General features: G+C 66.9%; 19 protein-coding genes. 14 read left to right on the forward strand and 5 right to left on the reverse strand.

Annotated elements, in window-relative coordinates; all coding sequences use genetic code 11:
- From PV768_RS03720 to PV768_RS03735, 4 genes are read left to right on the forward strand one after another with little or no spacing between them, the layout of a single operon-like run.
- Entirely contained in the window at positions 1–285 is a 285-nt protein-coding gene (locus PV768_RS03720; RefSeq protein WP_157241836.1) for a F0F1 ATP synthase subunit epsilon, read from the forward strand.
- A 10-nt stretch (positions 286–295) separates the two neighbouring features.
- Entirely contained in the window at positions 296–724 is a 429-nt protein-coding gene (locus tag PV768_RS03725) for a DUF2550 domain-containing protein (protein ID WP_157241837.1), read from the forward strand.
- Positions 725–729: 5 nt separating this feature from the next.
- Positions 730–2,040, forward strand: coding sequence for an alpha/beta hydrolase (locus PV768_RS03730; RefSeq protein ID WP_421092355.1), 1,311 nt, complete (start codon positions 730–732; stop codon positions 2,038–2,040).
- Positions 2,037–4,598, forward strand: coding sequence for a bifunctional lysylphosphatidylglycerol flippase/synthetase MprF (locus PV768_RS03735; RefSeq protein ID WP_421092313.1), 2,562 nt, complete (start codon positions 2,037–2,039; stop codon positions 4,596–4,598). Before PV768_RS03730 ends, PV768_RS03735 begins: the two co-directional genes overlap by 4 nt.
- An 88-nt stretch (positions 4,599–4,686) precedes the next feature.
- On the opposite strand, the gene PV768_RS03740 is transcribed toward PV768_RS03735, so the two are convergent.
- Positions 4,687–4,890: a cold-shock protein gene (locus PV768_RS03740; RefSeq protein ID WP_011692441.1), complete on the reverse strand. Its 204-nt coding sequence runs from the start codon at positions 4,888–4,890 to the stop codon at positions 4,687–4,689.
- A 301-nt stretch (positions 4,891–5,191) separates the two neighbouring features.
- The gene (nucS, locus tag PV768_RS03745) at positions 5,192–5,887 is read right to left on the reverse strand and encodes an endonuclease NucS (protein ID WP_321213851.1); all 696 of its coding nucleotides are present in this window, start codon (positions 5,885–5,887) and stop codon (positions 5,192–5,194) included.
- A 115-nt stretch (positions 5,888–6,002) separates the two neighbouring features.
- On the opposite strand from nucS, the gene PV768_RS03750 reads away from it, so the two are divergent.
- Entirely contained in the window at positions 6,003–6,359 is a 357-nt protein-coding gene (locus PV768_RS03750; protein WP_421092314.1) for an ATP/GTP-binding protein, read from the forward strand.
- A 42-nt stretch (positions 6,360–6,401) separates the two neighbouring features.
- Positions 6,402–7,202 carry an alpha/beta hydrolase gene (locus PV768_RS03755; RefSeq protein WP_421092315.1) on the forward strand — a complete coding sequence of 267 codons (801 nt, stop codon included), beginning with the start codon at positions 6,402–6,404 and terminating at the stop codon, positions 7,200–7,202.
- 33 nt (positions 7,203–7,235) lie between these two features.
- Here the strand turns inward: PV768_RS03755 and PV768_RS03760 are convergent, their stop codons facing one another.
- The gene (locus tag PV768_RS03760; protein WP_321213849.1) at positions 7,236–8,546 is read right to left on the reverse strand and encodes an AI-2E family transporter; all 1,311 of its coding nucleotides are present in this window, start codon (positions 8,544–8,546) and stop codon (positions 7,236–7,238) included.
- Between the two features lie 191 nt (positions 8,547–8,737).
- Between PV768_RS03760 and PV768_RS03765 the strand changes: the two genes are divergently transcribed.
- The 8 genes from PV768_RS03765 (at position 8,738) to PV768_RS03800 (ending at position 18,121) form a co-directional block, all read left to right on the forward strand.
- Positions 8,738–10,441, forward strand: a complete 1,704-nt coding sequence (locus tag PV768_RS03765) for a hypothetical protein (protein WP_321213848.1) — start codon at positions 8,738–8,740, stop codon at positions 10,439–10,441.
- Positions 10,442–10,494: 53 nt separating this feature from the next.
- The gene (locus PV768_RS03770; RefSeq protein WP_157241843.1) at positions 10,495–11,466 is read left to right on the forward strand and encodes a tetratricopeptide repeat protein; all 972 of its coding nucleotides are present in this window, start codon (positions 10,495–10,497) and stop codon (positions 11,464–11,466) included.
- Positions 11,466–12,563 (forward strand): NADH:flavin oxidoreductase/NADH oxidase, encoded by a 1,098-nt coding sequence (locus tag PV768_RS03775; protein ID WP_321213846.1) that lies wholly within the window; start codon positions 11,466–11,468, stop codon positions 12,561–12,563. Before PV768_RS03770 ends, PV768_RS03775 begins: the two co-directional genes overlap by 1 nt.
- Positions 12,564–12,688: 125 nt before the next feature.
- Complete coding sequence (locus tag PV768_RS03780; protein ID WP_157241844.1) at positions 12,689–13,510, forward strand: ABC transporter ATP-binding protein; 822 nt, start codon at positions 12,689–12,691, stop codon at positions 13,508–13,510.
- Positions 13,492–15,063 (forward strand): transporter, encoded by a 1,572-nt coding sequence (locus PV768_RS03785; RefSeq protein WP_421092316.1) that lies wholly within the window; start codon positions 13,492–13,494, stop codon positions 15,061–15,063. Before PV768_RS03780 ends, PV768_RS03785 begins: the two co-directional genes overlap by 19 nt.
- Before the next feature lie 21 nt (positions 15,064–15,084).
- Positions 15,085–15,867: a glucosamine-6-phosphate deaminase gene (nagB, locus tag PV768_RS03790; protein WP_321213844.1), complete on the forward strand. Its 783-nt coding sequence runs from the start codon at positions 15,085–15,087 to the stop codon at positions 15,865–15,867.
- Positions 15,868–15,998: 131 nt separating this feature from the next.
- Positions 15,999–16,340 carry a DUF3039 domain-containing protein gene (locus PV768_RS03795; RefSeq protein ID WP_139029610.1) on the forward strand — a complete coding sequence of 114 codons (342 nt, stop codon included), beginning with the start codon at positions 15,999–16,001 and terminating at the stop codon, positions 16,338–16,340.
- Entirely contained in the window at positions 16,340–18,121 is a 1,782-nt protein-coding gene (locus PV768_RS03800; protein ID WP_421092317.1) for a DEAD/DEAH box helicase, read from the forward strand. Before PV768_RS03795 ends, PV768_RS03800 begins: the two co-directional genes overlap by 1 nt.
- Before the next feature lie 22 nt (positions 18,122–18,143).
- Here the strand turns inward: PV768_RS03800 and PV768_RS03805 are convergent, their stop codons facing one another.
- Entirely contained in the window at positions 18,144–18,782 is a 639-nt protein-coding gene (locus PV768_RS03805; RefSeq protein WP_157241847.1) for an isochorismatase family protein, read from the reverse strand.
- A 9-nt stretch (positions 18,783–18,791) separates the two neighbouring features.
- Complete coding sequence (locus tag PV768_RS03810; RefSeq protein WP_321213842.1) at positions 18,792–20,120, reverse strand: nicotinate phosphoribosyltransferase; 1,329 nt, start codon at positions 20,118–20,120, stop codon at positions 18,792–18,794.
- Positions 20,121–20,124: the final 4 nt, after the last annotated feature.

Raw genomic sequence — 20,124 nt, forward strand, 5'->3', positions numbered from 1 at the left:
ATGGCTGAGCTTGAGGTTGAGATTGTCGCAGCGGACCACTTTGTGTGGTCCGGAGCGGCCAAGATGGTCAAGGCCCGCACCAGCGATGGTGAAATCGGAATCCTGCCCGGCCACTCGCCCCTGCTGGCGATCCTGGCCGAGGGTGAACTGGCCATCCAGCCGGTTTCGGGAGACCGGATTGCGGTAGAGGTTGACGGCGGGTTCTTCTCCGTCGACAACAACCGTGTGGTTATCGTTGCTGACAACGCCCAGCTGGGCGGCTCGGCTACCGCTGGGATCCGCTAGCATCACTTTGATGGACGCACCGGGTCTGTTCATCGCCTTGGCAGTCGCTTTTGGATTGCTGATATTTGCACTGTGCCTTTCGGGGGTGCGCCGCTTCAATCTGCGGCGTGCCCTCGGCACGGTGGACGCCTCCATTTGCATGGCTGGAAACAGCTGGCAGATGGGGGTTTGTCGTTATCAGGACAACGACCTTGAATGGTTCCGGCTGCTCTCCCTTAGCGTGCGGCCCAAGCACAAGTTCAAACGGCATTCCCTGGAACTGCTCGGCCGGCGGACGCCCACGGAGGCCGAGGCTGTCAAGGTGCAGCCCGACGTCGTCATTGTTGAACTGCGGTACGAAGGCCAGGACATGCGCCTCGCCATGAACTTCGACGCCTACACGGGCCTCTCTTCCTGGCTGGAAGCCGGCCCGGTCATCGGCATTGGGACTTGGCGCTAGCCAACGTGGACTGGTTCTTCGACATCCGGCTCATCGACGGGCCGCTATATTGGGCTTCCCTCGCCCTTGGGGTGGCCGGTGCCGCGTACCTTCTGCTGCCCCCGTCCGCCGTCGCCAGGCGGAGCTGGTTCTTGAAAGTCATTGCGGTTGCGGCTGCCGCCTTCGCCCTCGTGGCTTCCACCCACTGGGCTCTCATCAACGTTTTCTCGATCTTCCCGGAAAACATTCCCGATACCGTCCTCCTGTGGGTGGTGCCCGGCGTGGCCGCCCTGATCCTCCTCCTCCTGAGGATGCCCCGAAACACGTGGCGCCGGCGTGCGGCCGGATTGGTGGCCGCCCTTTTGGTGACGGCACTTTCGGCAGTGCAGATCAACGCCTATTTCGGCCTCAATAAGACGGTCAGCGATCTCTTCGGCACAGCACTCGCGAGGATTCCGACGCTGGAGCAGGAGCTGATGCGGCAGCCGGGACAGTCCGACGGCGCTACCCTCCGCGGGTGGGTGCCGCAAGGGGACGTCCCTGCCGAAGGCGAGCTGCGGAAGGCCTTCATCCCGGGGGAAAAGTCCGGGATGAGCGCCCGGGACGCGTACATCTACCTGCCGCCCGCCTACTTCGCCAAAAACCGGCCAGCCCTGCCGGTGCTGGTCCTGATCGCCGGACAGCCGGGCGGCCCCGCGGACTGGCTGACCGGCGGTGCCCTGGGCGGGCACATGAATTCCTTTGCGGCGGCGCACGGCGGCCTGGCACCGGTGGTGGTGATCCCCGATCCCAACGGCTCGCAGTCTGCCAACACCATGTGCATGGACAGCCAGATAGCGCAGGCTGACACCTACTTGTCACGTGACGTGCCGGCCTGGATCAGTTCCACCCTGGCCGTGGACACCAACCATAGTCAGTGGGCCATTGGCGGCTTTTCCTTTGGCGGCACCTGTGCCCTGCAGATGGGAACCCGGCACCCGGATCTCTTTCCGGCTGTCCTTTCGTTCTCCGGGGAAGCTGAACCGGCCATCGCCAAGGAGCGGCAAAAAACCATTGACGCTGCCTTTCCGGGGAGGCCGGAGGAATTTGAGCGGCAAACCCCCCTGGCCATCATGAAGGAACAGCGCTTCGAATCCAGCGGCCTGTACTTGACTGCCGGACAGAACGACCCAGAATTTGTGGGTTATCTCCGTACCCTGGCCGCCGCGGCACGGGAGGCCGGCTTTGACGTCCGCGCCTACGAGGTGGAACAAACAGGCCACTCCTGGGACACGTCCTCCAAGCGCCTAGCCGATGCCCTGGAGTTCCTGGCCGCCCGGTGGGGGATGGGGCAATGACAACGGGACATAAGGTCCGGACAGGATCGCTCGCCTGGGCAACGGTGGTCCGCCCGACACTCGACCGTGCCATCAGTGCCCTGAAGTCAATGCCCTTCTCCGTGGCGGTCCTGCTCGTGTTCCTCGCCACCGGTGCTGTCACCGGCAGCTTCCTTGCCGGGCCCCCGGAGCAGTTGCTGGACGGTGCAGGCGTCAGCGGACCGGGGCTGCGGGCCGGCAACTGGTGGTGCCTGTTCACCAGCCTCTTCTTCGCCACGAACCCGCTGGCCTATATTTCCGCGTCGCTGATGATCCTCCTGCTGCTGGGGCTTGCCGAGCGGAAACTGGGAACCGTCGCAGCGGCCGCCTTCTTTTTCGGAGGACAGTTCGGTGCCGTAACGCTCTTCCTGCTGATCACGCAACTGGCGGGATACGTCGGGGACGGGTGGCTCGACCGGATGGCCGACGACATCCTGATCGGACCCTACCCTGCGGTCCTCGCGGCAGGTCTGGCAGCCTCCGGCCGGCTGCCGGTCCTCTGGCAACGCCGGCTCCGGACAGCTGTGCTGTCCATCTCCCTGCTGCTGGTGCTGTACATCGGGCATGCAGAAACGGTGATCGGCCTGATCGGTGCCATCCTGGGACTCCTGGCCGGCTGGTGGATCCAGGGTGATCGCGGCCAGCTCCACCGGCACCGGTCAACCGGCCGCGAAGCACGGAACCTGCTGGCCCTGACGGTGGCAGTCTTTGCGGTGGGGCCCATCCTCACCGGAATCGCCCGGTCACCCACAGGCCCGCTGGCGCTCCTGCGCGACGTAGTCCTCAACCCGATGCCAACCCTGAGCCAACTGGAGTTCAACTGCGGCGCAACCGTGGAGTCGTCCTGCCTTGAAGCGGGCCGGGCAGGCTTTGCCGGGCCCTTCGGACTCGCGCTTGCGGTGGTTCCGGTCATCCTGCTGCTGATCTGTGCGGACGGCATGCGCCGCGGCCGGCGCCTGGCCCTGAACATCGCCATTGTCATCCAGCTTGCGGTCACAGCCCTTGCCGGCGTCTATCTTGCGCTGTTCGCACTGATCCCGTCCAGGCCGCACAGCGCGTCCGCCACACCCATGGCCTCGGCGTTTGCCCATGTGCTTCCCCTGGTGTTCGTCCCCCTGCTCCTGGCGGTCCTTTTGTGGCTCAACCGGCGCCAGTTCCGCGTCCAGACGCGGCCTGCTGCCCGCCGGACGCTGGCCGCAGTCGTGGGAGGAACATGGCTTGTCCTCGCCGGAGCATACGCGGCGGCCTGGTTCTGGGCCGGCGGTCTGCTACGCGACGGCGGCATCCTGGCGCTCTTTGCAGAGCTTGCGCGCCAGTACGTCCCGGTTCCCATCCCGCAGTACTACCACCGGGTGTTCGCCGACCGGAACAACCTGGAAGCGGTGCTCTTTGCCTATTCCGGACCCGTGTTCTGGGTTGTCGCGCTGGTCAGCGTGTGGTGGGCCCTGCTCAGCGGCCACCACGGCAACGACTCCGGACGGCAGGACAGGATCAAAGCACGCGCCCTGCTCCACCAGGGCGGCGGACCCCTGTCCTGGATGGCGCTGTGGGAACCCAACACGTACTGGTTCAGCCCCGACGGCCGCGGCGCCGTGGCGTTCCAGCGGCACGGCAGCGTGGCTCTGACACTGGGCGGGGCTTTCGGGCCGCAAACTGCACAAGGGCGCGTGACCGAGGGTTTCCTTGACTACTGCAGCCACGAAGGCCTCATCCCTGCGCTCTACTCCTGCGATGATTCGCTCTGGCCGATGCTGCGGGAACGCGGTTTTTCCAGGGTTGCCGTTGCCCAGGAGACCCGGCTGGCCGTCCGTGAACTCGAATTCAAGGGCAAGGAGTGGCAGAACGTCCGGACCGCACTGAACAGGGCAGCCAAGCTGGGGGTTCAGGCTGTTTGGGGAACGTACCAGTCCCTGCCGCCGGCGCTGCGGTCCAAGCTGATCGAGGTCTCCGAGGAATGGGCGGCCGGAAAGACCGTTCCCGAAATGGGTTTTACCCTCGGCGGCATCGACGAGCTCGATGACCCGGAGGTGCTGTGCTGCCTTGCCGTGGATGCCGGCGGCACGGTCCACGGGGTGACCAGCTGGTTGCCGGTTTATGACGGCGGGGTCCTGGTCAGCAGGACGCTTGACGTCATGCGCCGCGGCGCCGACGGATTTCCCGGGGTCATGGAATTCCTCATCGCCTCTGCCGTGCTTGAGCTGCGCAGTTCGGTTGAGGTGATCTCGCTCTCGGGCTCACCGCTGGCCAGCCTTCCCGAATCCCCTGCCGGTGACGGCTCCCGTTCTGAGGCCCCCGGTGAAGGCGAAGCGGACAACCTGGTCCGGATACTCGACCTCGTGGGCCACGCACTGGAACCCGTCTACGGATTCCGCTCCCTGGCCGCATTCAAGTCGCGCTTCAAACCCGAATACCGTGCGCTTTACCTGTATTACCAGGACGCGTTGTATCTGCCGGCGATCGGCCGGGCATTGACCCGCGCGTACCTGCCCGGGCTTTCCCTTCCGCAGGGCGCCCGCCTGGTGCGCAAATTGGTGAAATAGCTGTCCTGATTAACAACAATGGTCCCCGGCATAATTGCCGGGGACCATTGTTTCGCTGCCCGGCCGCAGCTGCGGCCGGAATGCGGGACTAGACCAGCGTTACGCCGGTAGCCTGGGGACCCTTGGCGCCCTGGCCGATTTCGAACTGAACGCGCTGGTTCTCGTCGAGGGTCTTGAAGCCGCCGGTCTGGATTTCGGAGTAGTGGACAAAAACGTCCCCATCCGAGTCATCCGGGGTAATGAAGCCGAAGCCCTTTTCAGCGTTGAACCACTTGACGGTTCCCTGTGCCATTTATTTCTCCTCATTATGGAACTTTTTAAGATCGGCACACCTCGTGCCGGCCTTGGTCACTCCGCGAGAAGAATCCTGAATTACCGTCCCGGAAAGGGAAGCGGCGTTGCAGGAGCTTCGCGCTCGCAACATGTCTTGCGAGCATGAAAAACACCTACACAAAGACTGAGACAAGAATTTCATGCCCGTTCCCGCAGGTCAACGGTTTGCACGGGGAAACGGACAAATTTTCGGCAAAAGACAGGTTAATGCGCATGTCAGGAGCTTATTCAACCGGGGTTTGAACACCTTGGCCCTGCGGTCAGAAAAGCCGTGACTCGCTGTCGTCAACGCCGCGCATGGCATCGTAGTCCAGGGTCACGCAGTCGATCCCGCGGTCGTTGGCAAGGACCTTTGCCTGCGGCTTGATTTGCTGGGCCGCAAAAATCCCGCGGACCGGGGCAAGGAGGGGGTCGCGGTTGAGCAGTTCGAGGTACCGCGTCAACTGTTCCACCCCGTCGATGTCACCGCGGCGCTTCAGCTCAATGGCCACAGTGGCGCCCTCAGCGTCGCGTGCAAGGATGTCCACCGGGCCGATGGCGGTGAAGTATTCCCGGCGGATGAGGGAGTAGCCGGCTCCAAGTGTTTCAATCTGTTCCGCCAGCAGGCGCTGCAGGTCCGCTTCCACGCCGTCCTTGATCAGCCCGGGGTCCACGCCGAGGTCGTGGGAGGACTCGTCGAGTTTTTCGTGGATGTTGATGATGAGCCGGTCGTCGGTTTTGGCGGACTGGACGGTCCACTGCTCCACCACCCCGAGTTCGAGGTCCACGTCCTCGGGGGAAATCACCCTGAGCGTGGCCGGCGGACTCATCCAGTTGAGCGGTTTGTAGGAACCGCCGTCGGAGTGGACCAGGACGGAGCCGTCGGCCTTCACCAGCAGGAGCCTGGTGGCAAGCGGGAGATGGGCTTTGAGCCGGCCAACATAATCAACGGAGCATCGGGCTATGACAAGTCGCACGCCGTACAGACTACCGTCTGCCGGGTTCAGGCTCCGCCGGCGGTCTCCGGGCGGCTGCGGCCGGCTCCGGCCGGTTGAGGAGCCTGCCGGCCCGCCGCTGGGGCAGAATGGAGGCATGCCGCGCTCCAACCGCCCCCGCCGTCCCGTTTCCGGAAAGGGTTCCGGGTCCGGAAGAGCGGGCGCCGGAAAGAAGGGCGGCCAGGACGTCCCCGAACTCGACCTCGAACGGGCACGTGCCGGCATCGCGCGCCGGGAGACTGCGCCCGACGGCGAATGGATGGTCCGCACCATGACCGCCAAAAACGCCGAGAAAACCTACATCTGCCCCGAATGCTCCACCGCGGTGCTGCCCGGCGTCGCCCACCTGGTGGTCTGGAAGGATGACCACCTGTTCGGGGCCGCGGCCGGCCTGGCCGAACGGCGGCACTGGCACACCAACTGCTGGATGTCGCGCAGTTACCGCTACCGCTGACGGGCGGGCAAAGATGCGCCCGCTGTCGCTAAGCTGGCAGGCATGACTTTTGATCCGGCGTCGTACGAATTCCACCAGGCCGCAGGGCCCGCTCCCATCCGTGCCTCAACCGTGCTGCCCGCCAAACGCGAGCTGGTGAAGCTGGACACGGAAGACGGACACACCCTGGTGGCCGAGCTGGCGCTGCCGGAATCCGGCCCCGTGAATGCCACGTTGATCACCCTGCATCCCCTTCCAACGCACGGCGGCTTCATGGACTCGCATGTCTACCGCAAGGCGTCCTACCGGCTGCCGGCGCTTGCCGGCATCGCCGTGCTGCGGTTCAATACCCGCGGAACCGCGTCCCCGCACGGAACCAGCAGCGGGGCCTTCGACGAGGGCGTCGGGGAACGCCATGACATGGAGGCCGCGGTGCGCTTCGCCGTCGAACGCGGCCTGCCCAACCGCTGGCTGGTGGGATGGTCTTTCGGCACGGAACTCGCCCTGATGTACGGAGCCGTGGAACCCGTGGCGTCCCTGGTTGAGGGCGCGGTCCTGCTCTCGCCCCCGCTGCACCGCGCCACAGATGAGCACCTGCGCCTCTGGGCCGCATCAGGAAAGCCGCTCACGGTCCTGGTGCCGGAGCACGATGACTTCCTCAAGCCGGACGAGGCCGCAGCCCGCTTCAGCCTGGTCCCGCAGGCCCGCGTGGTGGGCGTGGACGGCGCCAAGCACCTGTGGGTGGGGGAGAAGTACGCCTCCCGGGTGCTCAACGAAATTGTGGATGAGGTCACCGAGGCGGGATCGGGCGCCGCCGGACTGCCGCACGAATGGAACGGGCCCGCGGCAACAGCGTCAGCCTAGGGAACGGCTGGGGCCGGGTCCGGTGACGCACACTTAGTGCTGGTCCTGCCTGACGATGTAGATCTCCCTGACCAGCAGCAGGACGGCGGCCGCCGTCGGAATGGCGATCAGCGCGCCGAGCACGCCCAGCAGGCTGCCGCCGGCAATGACTGAAATGACGGCCACGGCGCCGGGGACCGCCACGGCCTTCTGCATGATGCGCGGCGAGATGAAGTAGGCCTCGAACTGCAGGTAGGCGAAGTAGCAGATCCCGTACACCGCTGCCGCCTGCCAGCCCTCGGTGAGCGAAACCAGCAGTACCACGATCCCCGCGATCATGCCGCCTACCAGCGGAATGAACGCGAGCAGGGCCACCACGAACGCCAGCAGCAGGGCGAAAGGGATGCCCACGATGGACATCACGATGAAGGCGAAGGTGGCGTTCAGGAGGGCAACCACCGCCTGGCCGATCACGTAGTTGCCCACCGATCGGGTGATTTCCTCGGACAGCGCTTCAACGCGGTGCCGCCGGGAACGCGGCGCCAGCCGGTAGCCCCACTTCTTCATTGCGGGCAGGGCAGCGAGGAAGTACAGGCTCAACACCAGGACGATCAGGGTGCCGAAGAGGCCGTTGGCCACGGTGGAGCCAAAGCCCACCACGCCCCCGAAAATCCCGCCCATCGCGGCGGGGTCGTTGACGAACTTCTCCAGTTCCTCTGTGATCCGGTCGCGCACGCCGAACTGGTCATCCAGGCTGCGGAAAAAGTCGGAGTCGATGAAGTCCCGGATCCACACCGGTGCCTGCTCGACGATCTGGGTGACCTGCTCCACGATGGTGGGAATGAGCGTGGCAAAAAAGCCGACGACGGCGCTTATCAGCACCGTGACGGACACCAGGATTCCGGCGGGGCGGGGGATCTTCCGGCTTTCCAGCCAGCCGACCACAGGTTCCAGCCCCAGCGCGATGAACAGCGCAGCCACAATCCACAGCAGCAGCTGCGTGGTGTTGGAGCCGATCCAGTAGACCAGCAGGGCAAGTCCGACGCCCACCGTGCCCATGAAGCCCAGATAAAGGGGATGCTGCGGCGAGATCCGGGGGCCGGGGCTGCCGAACTGCGGCTGTACCGCGCTGTCCCGGCTGGCGTCTTCCCCGTTCTGGCGGGAGTACTCCGGCGGCATTTCAAACCGGAGCCTGGGTTGGGCGCCGGGGAGTGGCTGGCGCAGGCGGTGAAGCAGCAGCCCGAGGGCGGCCGCGGCGGGCCTCTTCCGGCGGGCAGCTGCGGGACCCTGCGGAGCGGCTGCCGGCGGCTGCCCACCCCCCGGGTTCTCTGGCGCCGCGGAGGATTCGTCCGTCTTGTCAGTCACTGGTTTTAAGGGCCTGTTCCGTTGATGGCACCGCGTCGGCGGGCCGGTGTGATGATCATCGCAAACACTATCAGCAGCCTTGTCAACAGCAGCGGAACGGCCCGGCCGGCGACCCGCTGGCGGTCCTCGCAGAAGCCCCGATCCGGGCCTTCGATAACAAAACGGATACTATTGAAAGGAAACCCCCGCTGATGATAGGTGTTCCCTTGCGTTTAAAGACTGCAGTCGCACTCGTGCTGCTCGGCCTCCTGACACTTCTGGCCGGCATCGGCCAGAGAACCATCTGGGCCCCCTCCGAGACTTTTACGGCCGCCGCTCCGGTGGATGCTGCCGAGGCCCCGCTGACCGTGATCGACCAAAACCTGCGCACCCTTCACGGCGGGACCGTCAAGATCAAGATCGAGGGCGACGGCAACTTCCTCCTGGCAGCGGGCCGGCCGGACGACGTGGAGGCGTGGGTGGGCCAGACTGCGCACAACACCATCACCGGCGTGTCCGGGGACGAGAAGTCGCTGCTGGTTGAACACGCCGACGGCGAAGCCACCGCGCCCAACCCCGCCGGCTCGGACCTCTGGGTTTCCACCGAGAATGCGAGCAGCGAGCTTGAATACTCGTGGACAGCACCGGCGGACGGCGACTGGACCCTCCTGCTCGCCTCCGACGGAACCAAGCCGGCGCCGGCCACCGTTTCCATGACGTTCCCCAACGACACGTCCACCCCGTGGGCCATCCCGCTGATCATCCTCGGCTCGCTGCTGATCCTGGGTGGAATCGCCCTGGCCCTGCTCTCCGCCCGCAAGCGCAACGGCGAAGGCGACGGCAAGGGCAGCGGCTTTGCGCAGCGCGCCCGGGCCCGCAATGAGGCACGGTCCTCGCGGGTAACCATGGCGGCCGCCGGAGTAGTGGCTGTTGCCGTCGTGGCCGGAACCGGTGCCGCCGCCAGCGCCACATCGCCGGCGCCTTCCCCGGATCCGTCTTCCGCAGCTTCGCCTGCCGCGCAGGGGCAGTCCGGTCCGCCCGTCCTGCTGGATGCCCAGTTCCGCAGGATCCTGGAACAGGTTTCCAGCGCCGTTGACGCCGGCGATGCCGCAAAGGATGCGGCCAAGCTCGCGGACCGCGTGGGCGGCACTGAGCTTGAGGTCCGCACCCAGAATTACAAGATCCGCTCCCAGGTGGGCTCCTACGAGCCCCGCATGCCGGTCCGCTCCACCAAGCTGCTCACCACCGTGGTGACCAGCGACCGCGAGTGGCCGAGGTCCGTTATGGCGGTGACCCAGGGCGACGGCAACGTGGTGCCGCAGCTGCTGACCTTGGTCCAGCCCTCTCCGCGCGAGAACTACAAGCTGGTGGAAACCAACCCGCTGCAGCCCGGAACCACCTTCCCCACCATCAACCGGGACGGCACGGAGACCCTGGCCGCGGGCGACAAGACCGGCCTGCTCTACAGCGGCGAGGAGGCCATGTCCGGCCTTGCCGACCGACTGACCACCGCTGAGTCCGCCTACAAGGACAAGCTCGTGGAAGGGGAGTCCTCGCCGTACATTGCGGACACCCTGTCCTACCAGGCCGAGGTGGTGAAGGCCGGCGAGAACGGCAACTTCTCCTTCACCCACAAGGTGGCTCCGGAAAATACGGTTGTTTTCCGGACGGCTGACGGCGGCGCCCTGGTCCTGGGCCGGATCAACTTCGGCTTCGAGGGAACCCCCAAGGCCGCAGGTGACAAGCTCACCATTGGTGACGATGCCGCAGCCCTGGCCGGCGGCAAGGAAACCACCACCGGCATGGTCCTGACCTTCGCCGAGTCCGTGGCCGTGTACGTGCCGCCGGCAGGGTCAACCGACCCGATGAAGCTCGTCGCGGCGACCCGCGGACTGACGGGGGCCAGCTTCAAGTAACCCCGGTTCCTTCAGTAGCCCCGGCAGCGGCCGGAGTGGCTAGAGTGGAAAGCATGAGTTCGCCAGCTTCCCGCCCAGTCCCTCCTGCCGCTGCCAACCTGCTTAACCTGCGCGGCGCCGTCGACCTTTCCACGCTGAAGCAGCGCCCCGCGTCCCCGGCCGGGACCGGAACGCCGCAGGGCGGAGCCCCCGATGCTCCTGGCTCGCCGGAACTGAAAGTCAACGTCACCGAAGGCAATTTCCAGCAGCTGGTGGAGCTGTCAGCGCAGGTGCCGGTTGTTTTTGCGCTCTGGGCCTCCTACTCGCCGGAGTCCGCAACCATGCTGGACGTCCTGGAGCGGGTGGTGGCAAGCTACGGCGGCCGCCTGGTCCTCGGCGCCGCGGACATCGAGGCGTTCCCGCAGTTGGCCCAGGCCTTCCAGGTGCAGGCCGTGCCCACCGCGGTGGCCGTCCTCAAGGGCCAACCCGTACCGCTCTTCCAGGGCGGCGCAGACGAACAGCAGGTCCGCAGCCTCTTTGACGAACTGCTGAAGGTGGCTGCGGCAAACGGCGTGACCGGCAGCCTGGGTGCCGGCGCGGCTGAAGACGACACCCCCGCGCCCCTGCCGCCGCTGCACCAGGCGGCTTTTGACGCCATCGAGGCGGGGGACTACGCCGCAGCAGCCGATGCCTACCGCCAGGCACTGACCGAGATGCCCTCGGACCACGAGGCGAAGGCCGGCCTGGCCCAGGTGGAGCTGATGGCCAGGCTGCAGCCGCTCTCCGCGCAGGACAGCGAAGCCCTGCGGGCGCTGGCGGCCAACGAACCGGACAACCTTGAGGCGCAGCTGGGCGTGGCGGACCTGGATGTGGCAGGCGGCCACGTGGAGGATGCGCTGAACCGGCTGGTCACCTTCATCGGCAGGAACTTCGGCCCGGAACGCGAAACTGCCCGCGTCCGCCTGCTGGAGCTGTTCGACGTGGTGGGGTCTGCCGACGAGCGGGTGGGCAAGGCGCGCCAGGCACTCGCGAGGGTCCTTTTCTAGTGCCGGCACTGTTCCAGCCGCTGAAGCTCCGGGGGCTGGAGCTCCAGCATCGCGGCTGGGTCTCACCCATGTGCCAGTACAGCTGCGATCCCGACGACGCCCCCGGCGTGCCGAACGACTGGCACCTGATGCATTTGGGGTCCTTCGCGGCCGGCGGCGCAGCGCTGATCCTCACCGAGGCAGCGGCCGTCAACGCCGAGGGCAGGATCAGTCCCCGGGACGCCGGGCTCTACAACGACGCACAGGCCGAGGCCTGGCAGCGGATCACGTCCTTCGTGCACCGCCACGGCCCGGCGGAGGCCAAGATCGGCGTGCAACTCGCCCATGCCGGCAGGAAGGGATCCACCTACTGGCCGTTTTCCGGCAGGCAGGGCAGCGTGCCGGAGTCCGACGGCGGCTGGACCACTGTGGGTCCCTCGGCATCGGCTTTTGACGGCTATGCCGTTCCCGCCGCGATGACGGAGGAACAGATCCGCGGCGTCATCGGCGACTTCGCCGCGGCTGCCGGACGTGCCCTGGACGCAGGCTTCGACACCATGGAAATCCATGCCGCCCACGGGTACCTGCTCCATCAGTTCCAAAGCCCGCTGATCAATACCCGCGACGACCAGTGGGGCGGGGACGAAGCCGGCAGGAACCGACTGATGCTCGCCGTGGTGGACGCGGTACGGGCGGTCATTCCGGAGTCCATGCCGCTGCTCCTGAGGATCTCCGCCAGCGACTGGGCGGACGGCGGTGTGGACCTTGCCGCTTCCGTGCGCCTGGCCCGGCAGGCAGCCGAACACGGGGTGGACCTCATCGACGTTTCCAGCGGGGGTGCCGTGGCTCATCAGCACATCAAGGCCGGCCCCGGCTACCAGACCGGGTTTTCCGCCGCCATCCGCAAGGAAGCCGGAGTGGCCACCGGGACCGTTGGCCTGCTCACCTCCGCCGGGCAGGCAGAACACGCCCTTGCCACGGGACAGGCTGACGGCGTCCTCATTGCCAGGGCAGCGCTGCGGGACCCGCACTGGTGGCTGCGGGCCGCCTTCGAACTGGGCCACGACATTGCGTGGCCGCCGCAATACGAACGGGCCGTTCCCCGGCATTCATTCTGATGTCCGGCTCGATGGAGGCCCGCCGGCAGCACAAAGGCGCAGCTGGATAAGGGGCGTCGCCACGCCTTGTTCACTCCTCCTGCGGGAGGACCCCGAAGGGGTGGGCTGAGGGCTACGCTGGCTTCATGACTGCTCCGCAACCCGAGCCGGCGCTGCCACCGGACCCGGCCGCGCTTCCCGGCCCTGCGGCACACCTGCCTGCCTTGTCCATCAGGGGCCTGGCCAAGCGCTTCGGCGGCAAAATCGCCGTGGACGGCATCAGCCTGGACGTGCCGGCAGGTTCCTTCTACGGGATTGTGGGCCCCAACGGTGCCGGCAAGACCACCACGCTGTCCATGGCCACCGGCCTGCTTCGCCCGGACTTTGGCACAGCGGTGGTCCATGGCGTGGACGTGTGGCAGCGGCCGCTGGAAGCCAAACGGCTAATGGGCATCCTTCCGGACGGCGTGCGGCTGTTTGACAGGCTGACCGGGGAACAGCTGATCACCTACGCCGGGCTGCTGCGGGGAATGGACAAGGATGTCGTGGCCACGCGCGTTGCGGACCTGCTCGCGGCCATGGACCTCCAGGATGACGCCGGCACACTGGTGGTGGACTACTCCGCCGGCATGACCAAGAAGGTCGCGCTGGCCTCCGCCCTGATCCACGCGCCCCGGCTCCTGGTCCTGGATGAACCCTTCGAGGCGGTGGACCCCATCTCCGCGGCCAACATCCGCTCGATCCTGGACAAGTATGTTGCCTCCGGCGGCACCGTCATGGTGTCCAGCCACGTCATGGACCTGGTCCAGCGGATGTGCGACCACGTGGCAGTGGTGGCCGGCGGCCGGCTGCTGGCTGCGGGAACGGTGGACGAGGTGCGCGCCGGGGCAACACTTGAGGACCGGTTCGTCCAGCTGGTTGGCGGCCGCAGCCACACGGAGGGCCTGGAATGGTTGCGCACCTCCTGAGGCTCAAGCTCACCCTGCTGCGCAACGGCCTGCGCCGCAGCCCCTTGCAGCTGGTGGGCATGGCCTTCGCCGGACTGTATGCGCTCGGCCTGGTGGGCATGCTGGTGGTGGTCCTGGTACTGCTGCGCAACGCGCCGCACGATCTCGCCTACGCCGCCGTGGTGCTGGGCGGGTCCGCTGCCATCCTGGGCTGGGGAATCGTGCCGGTGGTGGCGTCGGCAACGGACATGACGCTGGACCCTGCGCGCTTCACAACCTTCGCCATCCCCATGAACCAGATGCTGGCGGGACTGGCCCTGGGCGGCCTGATCGGAATTCCCGGGCTCGCAACGTCCCTCGTTGCCCTGGCCACGGTGGTGACGTGGTCCCGGGCGGTCCTTCCCGCGCTCGCTGCCTTCGCCGGAGCAGTGCTGGGGGTGATGACCTGCGTGGTCATCGCCAAGGTGGTCACAACCGCGACGGCAAGCCTGGCAGCGTCACGGCGCTTCAAGGACATCAGCGCCGTCGCCTTCATGGTGCCCCTGGTCCTGATGGGACCCATCGTGGCCGGGGTAGGCCAGGGCATCTCCTCGTCCGCCGGATTCCTCCCCGGCTTTGCCCGGATGCTGTCCTGGACGCCGCTCGGGGCCCCATGGTCCATTGCCGGTGACGTCGCCGCCGGCGAGCCAGGCGCGGCAGCCCTGAAGCTGCTCCTGTCCGCGGCAACACTTGCCGCCCTGGCGTGGGCCTGGAAGGTCCTGCTGGAGCGGGCGCTGGTGACTCCTCCCTATGCGGGAAGCGGGAAGAGGAAAGGCGGCAAGCTGGGACTTTTGGAGGTCCTGCCCGCGGTCCCGGCCGGGGCGGTGATGGCCAGGTGCCTCACGTACTGGTTCCGGGACCCGCGGTATTCGGGCTCGCTTGTGGTGATCCCGTTGCTTCCCGTGGTGCTGCTGTTCCAGGGCAGCCAGACCGGGGATTACACCAGCCTGGCTTTCCTCGCCCCGATGTCCGCGTTCATCCTCGCCTGGTCCATCTCCGCCGATGTGTCCTATGACAACACCGCGTTCGCCCTCCACCTGGCCACGGGCGTCCGGGGCGTGGCGGACCGGCTGGGCCGTGCCCTGGCCTGCCTGGCGTTCGCCCTGCCGGTGGTGCTGGTGTTTGCGCTGGGGTACTCCGCCTTCACGGGGGACTGGGGTGCCCTGCCCGGCCAGCTGGGCCTCAGCCTGGGCGTCCTGTTCACCGGCCTGGGCCTGTCTTCGGTTGTCTCCGCACGCTACACCGTGGCCGTTCCCTTGCCGGGCGACAGCCCGTTCAAAAAACCGCCGGGCAATGTGGGGCAGACCCTCGCGGTCCAGTTCGGCGGACTGGTGCTCCTGATGGTCCTGGTCCTGCCGGAGGCCGGGCTCCTGGCCGCCCAGCTGGTCACCGGCAACCGGATCTTCGGCTGGATCAACCTTGGCGCAGGGACGGCCCTGGGCCTGTGCCTGTTCGTGGCAGGCGTGCGGCTGGGCGGAAAATGGCTGGATGCCCGCGGTCCCGAGCTCTTGGCCCAAGTGGCCGTCAACCGCTGAAAAACTTCGGAAAGGAAGAGCATGGAAGTAGTCATCCTCAACGGCAGCAAACAGATCGGTAAGCTCGCCGCTGACGCCATCGAGGAACTCCTGCGGCGCAAACCGGGTGCTGTCCTGGGCCTGGCAACGGGCTCGTCCCCGCTGCCCGTCTACGATGAGCTGGCCGCCCGGCACGACCGGGACGGCCTGGACTTTAGCCGGGCGCACGCATTTGCCCTGGACGAATACGTGGGCCTTCCTGCCGGCCATCCCGAGTCATACCGCGAAGTCATCCGGCGTGAATTCACCAACCGGGTGAACATCTCCCCGGAGAATGTGCACGGACCGGACGGGACAGCCGAGGACATTCCGGCGGCCTGCCGCGCCTACGAGGAAGCCATCAGCGCCGCCGGCGGAATCGACCTGCAGCTCCTGGGAGTGGGGACGGACGGCCACATCGCGTTCAACGAACCGGGGTCCTCCTTCACCTCCAGGACCCGCATCAAGAGCCTCGTCGAGCAGACACGCCGGGACAACGCCCGGTTCTTCAACAGCCTGGCCGAGGTCCCGCACCATGTCCTCACCCAGGGCCTCGGAACCATCATGGAGGCGCGGCATGTCATCCTGGTGGCAACGGGCGCGCGCAAGGCACAGGCGGTCCGCGACTTCGTGGAGGGTCCCGTCTCGGCCATCTGCCCGGCGTCGATCCTCCAGTTCCATCCGCACGCCACCGTCCTGCTGGACCAGGCCGCCGCCTCGGCGCTGAAGCTGGCGGATTTCTACCGTCACACCTATGACAACAAGCCCGCCTGGCAGGGCCTCTGACCACCGGCTGGCCGCTGGCTGACCGCGGGCCGGCAGCCAGGGTGCCCGGCGGAAAAGTACGACGGCGGCCGGTTCCGGGCGGCGCGGCGGCAGCGTCCGGCGTCGAACGTGGCCCCGCTCGAACGGCTAAGATGGTTCGCATGACTAGCATGACGGACCCTCTCGAGAACGACCCGATGCGCGAGCTTTCCGGGGCTGGATCGTCCACAGCCACCATTGAGCGCGAGGAACTGCGCCAGGAAGTGGAACCCGGGGACCGGGAGCGCTTTTCGCACTATGTGCGCAAGGAAAAGATCATGGAGTCCGCGCTGACCGGGGAGCCCGTCATCGCCCTGTGCGGCAAGGTCTGGACGCCGGGCCGGGACCCGCAGAAATTCCCGGTGTGCCCGATGTGCAAAGAGGTCTATGACGGCCTCCGCCCGGGCAACGACGGCGGCAAGGGTCCCGGAGGGGACTCGGGCAACAACAAATAGTGACGGAGACGCTCTTTGGCGGCCCCACCCTGCCTCCGGCTTATCCGGAACGCGCAGCCTGGGGAACCGCCCCGAAACTCCGTGCCTGGCAGCAGGAAGCGCTTGACCTCTACGTGAGCAACAGCCCCCGTGATTTCCTCGCGGTAGCAACCCCCGGCGCCGGCAAGACCACCTTTGCCCTCCGCGTGGCCTCCACGCTCATCGACTCCGGCGCCGTGAACAGGGTGACCATCGTGGCGCCCACGGACCACCTCAAGCGGCAGTGGGCGGATGCGGCGGCCAGGGTGGGAATCGCCATCGACCCCAACTTCAAGAACTCCGACGGCCAGCACGGCCGCGGCTTCATCGGGGTGGCCGTCACGTATGCCCAGGTGGCCAGCAAGCCGCTGCTGCACCGTGCCAAGACCGAGGCCGCCCGCACCCTGGTGATCCTGGACGAGATCCACCACGGTGGCGAGGCCCTGTCCTGGGGCGACGGCCTGCGCGAGGCGTTCGACCCCGCAGTGAGGCGCCTCTCCCTGACCGGTACGCCGTTCCGCTCGGACACCTCGCCCATCCCGTTCGTCGAGTATGCCGAGGACCGGGACGGGATCCGCCGCTCCAAGGCCGACTACACCTACGGCTACGGCAACGCCCTGCGGGACCACGTTGTCCGCCCGGTGATGTTTATGGCCTATTCGGGGCAGATGCGCTGGCGGACCAGTGCCGGTGAAGAGATGGCGGCGTCGCTGGGGGAGGCCGCGGTGACCAAGGACATCACGTCACACGCCTGGCGTACCGCCCTAAACCCCGCAGGCGAGTGGATTCCGGCTGTCCTGGCCGGTGCGGACAAGCGCCTCAGCGAGGTCCGGCGGACCGTCCCCGACGCCGGCGGCCTGGTGATTGCCACTGACCACGAGGACGCGCGCGCGTACGCCGGGCAGCTCAAGAGGATCACCGGGGAGTCGCCCACGGTCATCCTTTCCGACGACGCGAAGGCGTCGAGCAAGATCGAGGAATTCACCGCCAGCGAGAAACGCTGGATGGTGGCGGTCCGGATGGTGTCCGAAGGCGTTGACGTGCCCCGGCTTTCCGTGGGCGTGTACGCCACATCGACTTCAACGCCGCTGTTTTTTGCCCAGGCTGTGGGGCGTTTCGTGCGTGCCCGCAAACGCGGGGAAACGGCGTCGGTCTTCCTGCCCTCGGTGCCGCAGCTGATGGCCCTGGCCAACTCCATGGAGGCGGAGCGGGACCATGCCCTGGACCGCCCCGAGAAGGAAGACGGGGACGGCCTGTTCAATCCCGAGGACTCGCTGATGGCCGAGGCCAACCGCGAGGACAAGGCGTCGGACAGCCTGACCAAGGGCAAGTTCGAGGCCCTGGATTCACAGGCGTCCTTTGACCGTGTGCTGTTCGACGGCGGCGAGTTCGGCACGGGCGGCGAAGTGGGGTCCGACGACGAGATGGACTTCCTGGGCATTCCCGGGCTGCTGGACGCGGAGCAGGTGGGCACGCTGCTGCGGCAGCGCCAGCATGAGCAGCTGAACCGCAAGAACCGGAAGGCTCCTGCGGCGGCCGAAACCCCGGCGCCGGCCGTCCCGGACCACCGGATGCTGATGGACCTCCGGAACGAGCTGGCCAAGAACGTGGCCGCCTGGTCAGCCCGGACCGGTACCCCCCACGGCGTGGTGCACACCAAGCTGCGGACGGTGTGCGGCGGACCGCCCGTTGCCCAGGCAAACGAGGAGCAGCTGCAGTCGCGTCTGCGGAAGCTCCAGGACTGGTTCATCGGCCGGAAGTAGCGGCCGAAGCCGCCAGGGACACTCAGGCGACGTCTACCCCGCCGAGTTCCATTTCGGCCACCGCGTCCTCCAGGTCCTCCGCGATCCCCGCGGTCAGGGACCGGAGGACGGTGACCGAGTAGCCTGCCTGGACGGCGTCCAGGGCGGTGGCCATGACGCAGTAGTCGGTGGCGATTCCCACCACCACAACGTCCTCGACGTCGTGGCTTTGCAGCCAGTCATCCAGCCCGATAGCGTCCTCGTCCGGGGCGAATTTTTCCTCGCCTGCCGGTCCGGGCAGGGCCCCGGGCCGGCGTTCCCCGGTGGGCACTGCGTCTTCAGGGGCCAGCAGGCCCTCGAAGCCGGAGTAGGCAGCGGCGAACTGGCCTTTCTGGAAATACGCCTGGATGTATTCGGTGTCGAGGTCCGGATGGAGTTCGGCGCCCCGGGTCCCGGCCACGCAGTGCGGCGGCCAGCTGTCCTTGAAGTCCGGTGTGTCGGAGAAGTGGGCGCCCGGGTCGATGTGCCAGTCCTGGGTGGCCACGATGTGGTCGAACTCGCCGTGGTGGGCGTCCACGTATTCGCTGATGGCGCCGGCAACGTCCGCACCGCCGGATACGGCGAGCGAGCCGCCTTCACAGAAATCGTTCTGGACGTCGACGATGATCAGTGCGCGGGACATCAGTCCTCCTCAGTTGTCTTCATAGAGAGTCGGGATGGCGGCTTCACCGCGCTGCAGGCGGTTAACCACCGGGGGGAGTTCCGCCATGGAATCAGCATGGCGCTGGCGTGCGCGAAGCACCCCTTCATGGCCGGTCCAGCCCGGCATCACCTCGCCGTTCTTCATGAACTGCTGGAGCAGCGGGCGGTCATTGCCGTCATCCTCGGGCCGGTGCCCCACGCCCACCACTTCGGCAGTGGCGATGCCGCGTTCATCCAGCTTGCGCAGCGCGTATTTGCGGCCGCCCACACTGGCCTTGTTCTTGGCCGCCTTGGCGACGGAGACGAAGTTTCCGTCATCGTCCGTGCGGCTGACCAGTTTGTAGACCATGCTGGCGGTGGGTGCGCCCGAGCCGGTGACCAGCGAGGTGCCCACCCCGTAGGAATCGACCGGGGCGGACTGCAGGGCCGCAATGGCGTACTCGTCGAGGTCGGACGTGACCACGATCTTGGTGTTCTCGTTGCCGAGGTCGTCCAGCAGGCGGCGCACCCACTGGGCCTGCGCAACCAGGTCCCCGGAATCCAGGCGGACCGCTCCCAGCCGGGGACCGGCAAGGTCCACTGCCGTGCGGACGGCCGCTTCGACGTCGTACGTGTCCACCAGCAGGGACGTATGGTGCCCGAGGGACGCAATCTGCGCCTCGAACGCGTCGCGTTCGGTGTCGTGCAGGAGGGTGAAGGAGTGGGCGGCGGTGCCCACCGTCTTGATCCCGTAGCGGATGCCGGCCTCGAGGTTGGAGGTGCTGTCGAACCCGGCAATGATGGCCGCCCTGGCGGAGGCGGTGGCCGCTTCCTCGTGGGTGCGCCGGGAGCCCATCTCGATGCAGGGCCGGCCTCCGGCGGCACTGACCATGCGGGACGCGGCAGAGGCGATGGCGCTGTCGTGGTTCAGCACGGACAGCAGGTAGGTCTCCAGCATGCAGGCTTCGGCGAAGGTGGCTTCGACGATCAGGATGGGGGAATTGGGAAAGTACGCTTCACCCTCCGGGTAGCCCCAGATATCCCCGGAGAAACGGTAGGAGGCCAGGTATTCGAGGGTCTGGGCATTGACTACCTTGGTGCGCTCCAGGAACTCCAGCTCCGCTTCCCCGAAACGGAAGTTGGCGATGCCCTCAAGCAACCGTCCGGTGCCGGCCACGATCCCATAGCGCCGGCCGTCCGGCAGGCGGCGGGCGAACGCCTCGAACACCGATTTGCGGTGCGCGGCCCCCGAGTGGAGCGACGCCTGCAGCATGGTCAGCTCGTAGTGGTCGGTGTAGAAAGACGTGCGGGGATGGTCCCAGCCGGCGGAGGTACTCACGAAA

It is taken from the genome of Pseudarthrobacter sp. CC4, assembly GCF_048957775.1.
In the GTDB taxonomy this organism is placed as follows: domain Bacteria; phylum Actinomycetota; class Actinomycetes; order Actinomycetales; family Micrococcaceae; genus Arthrobacter.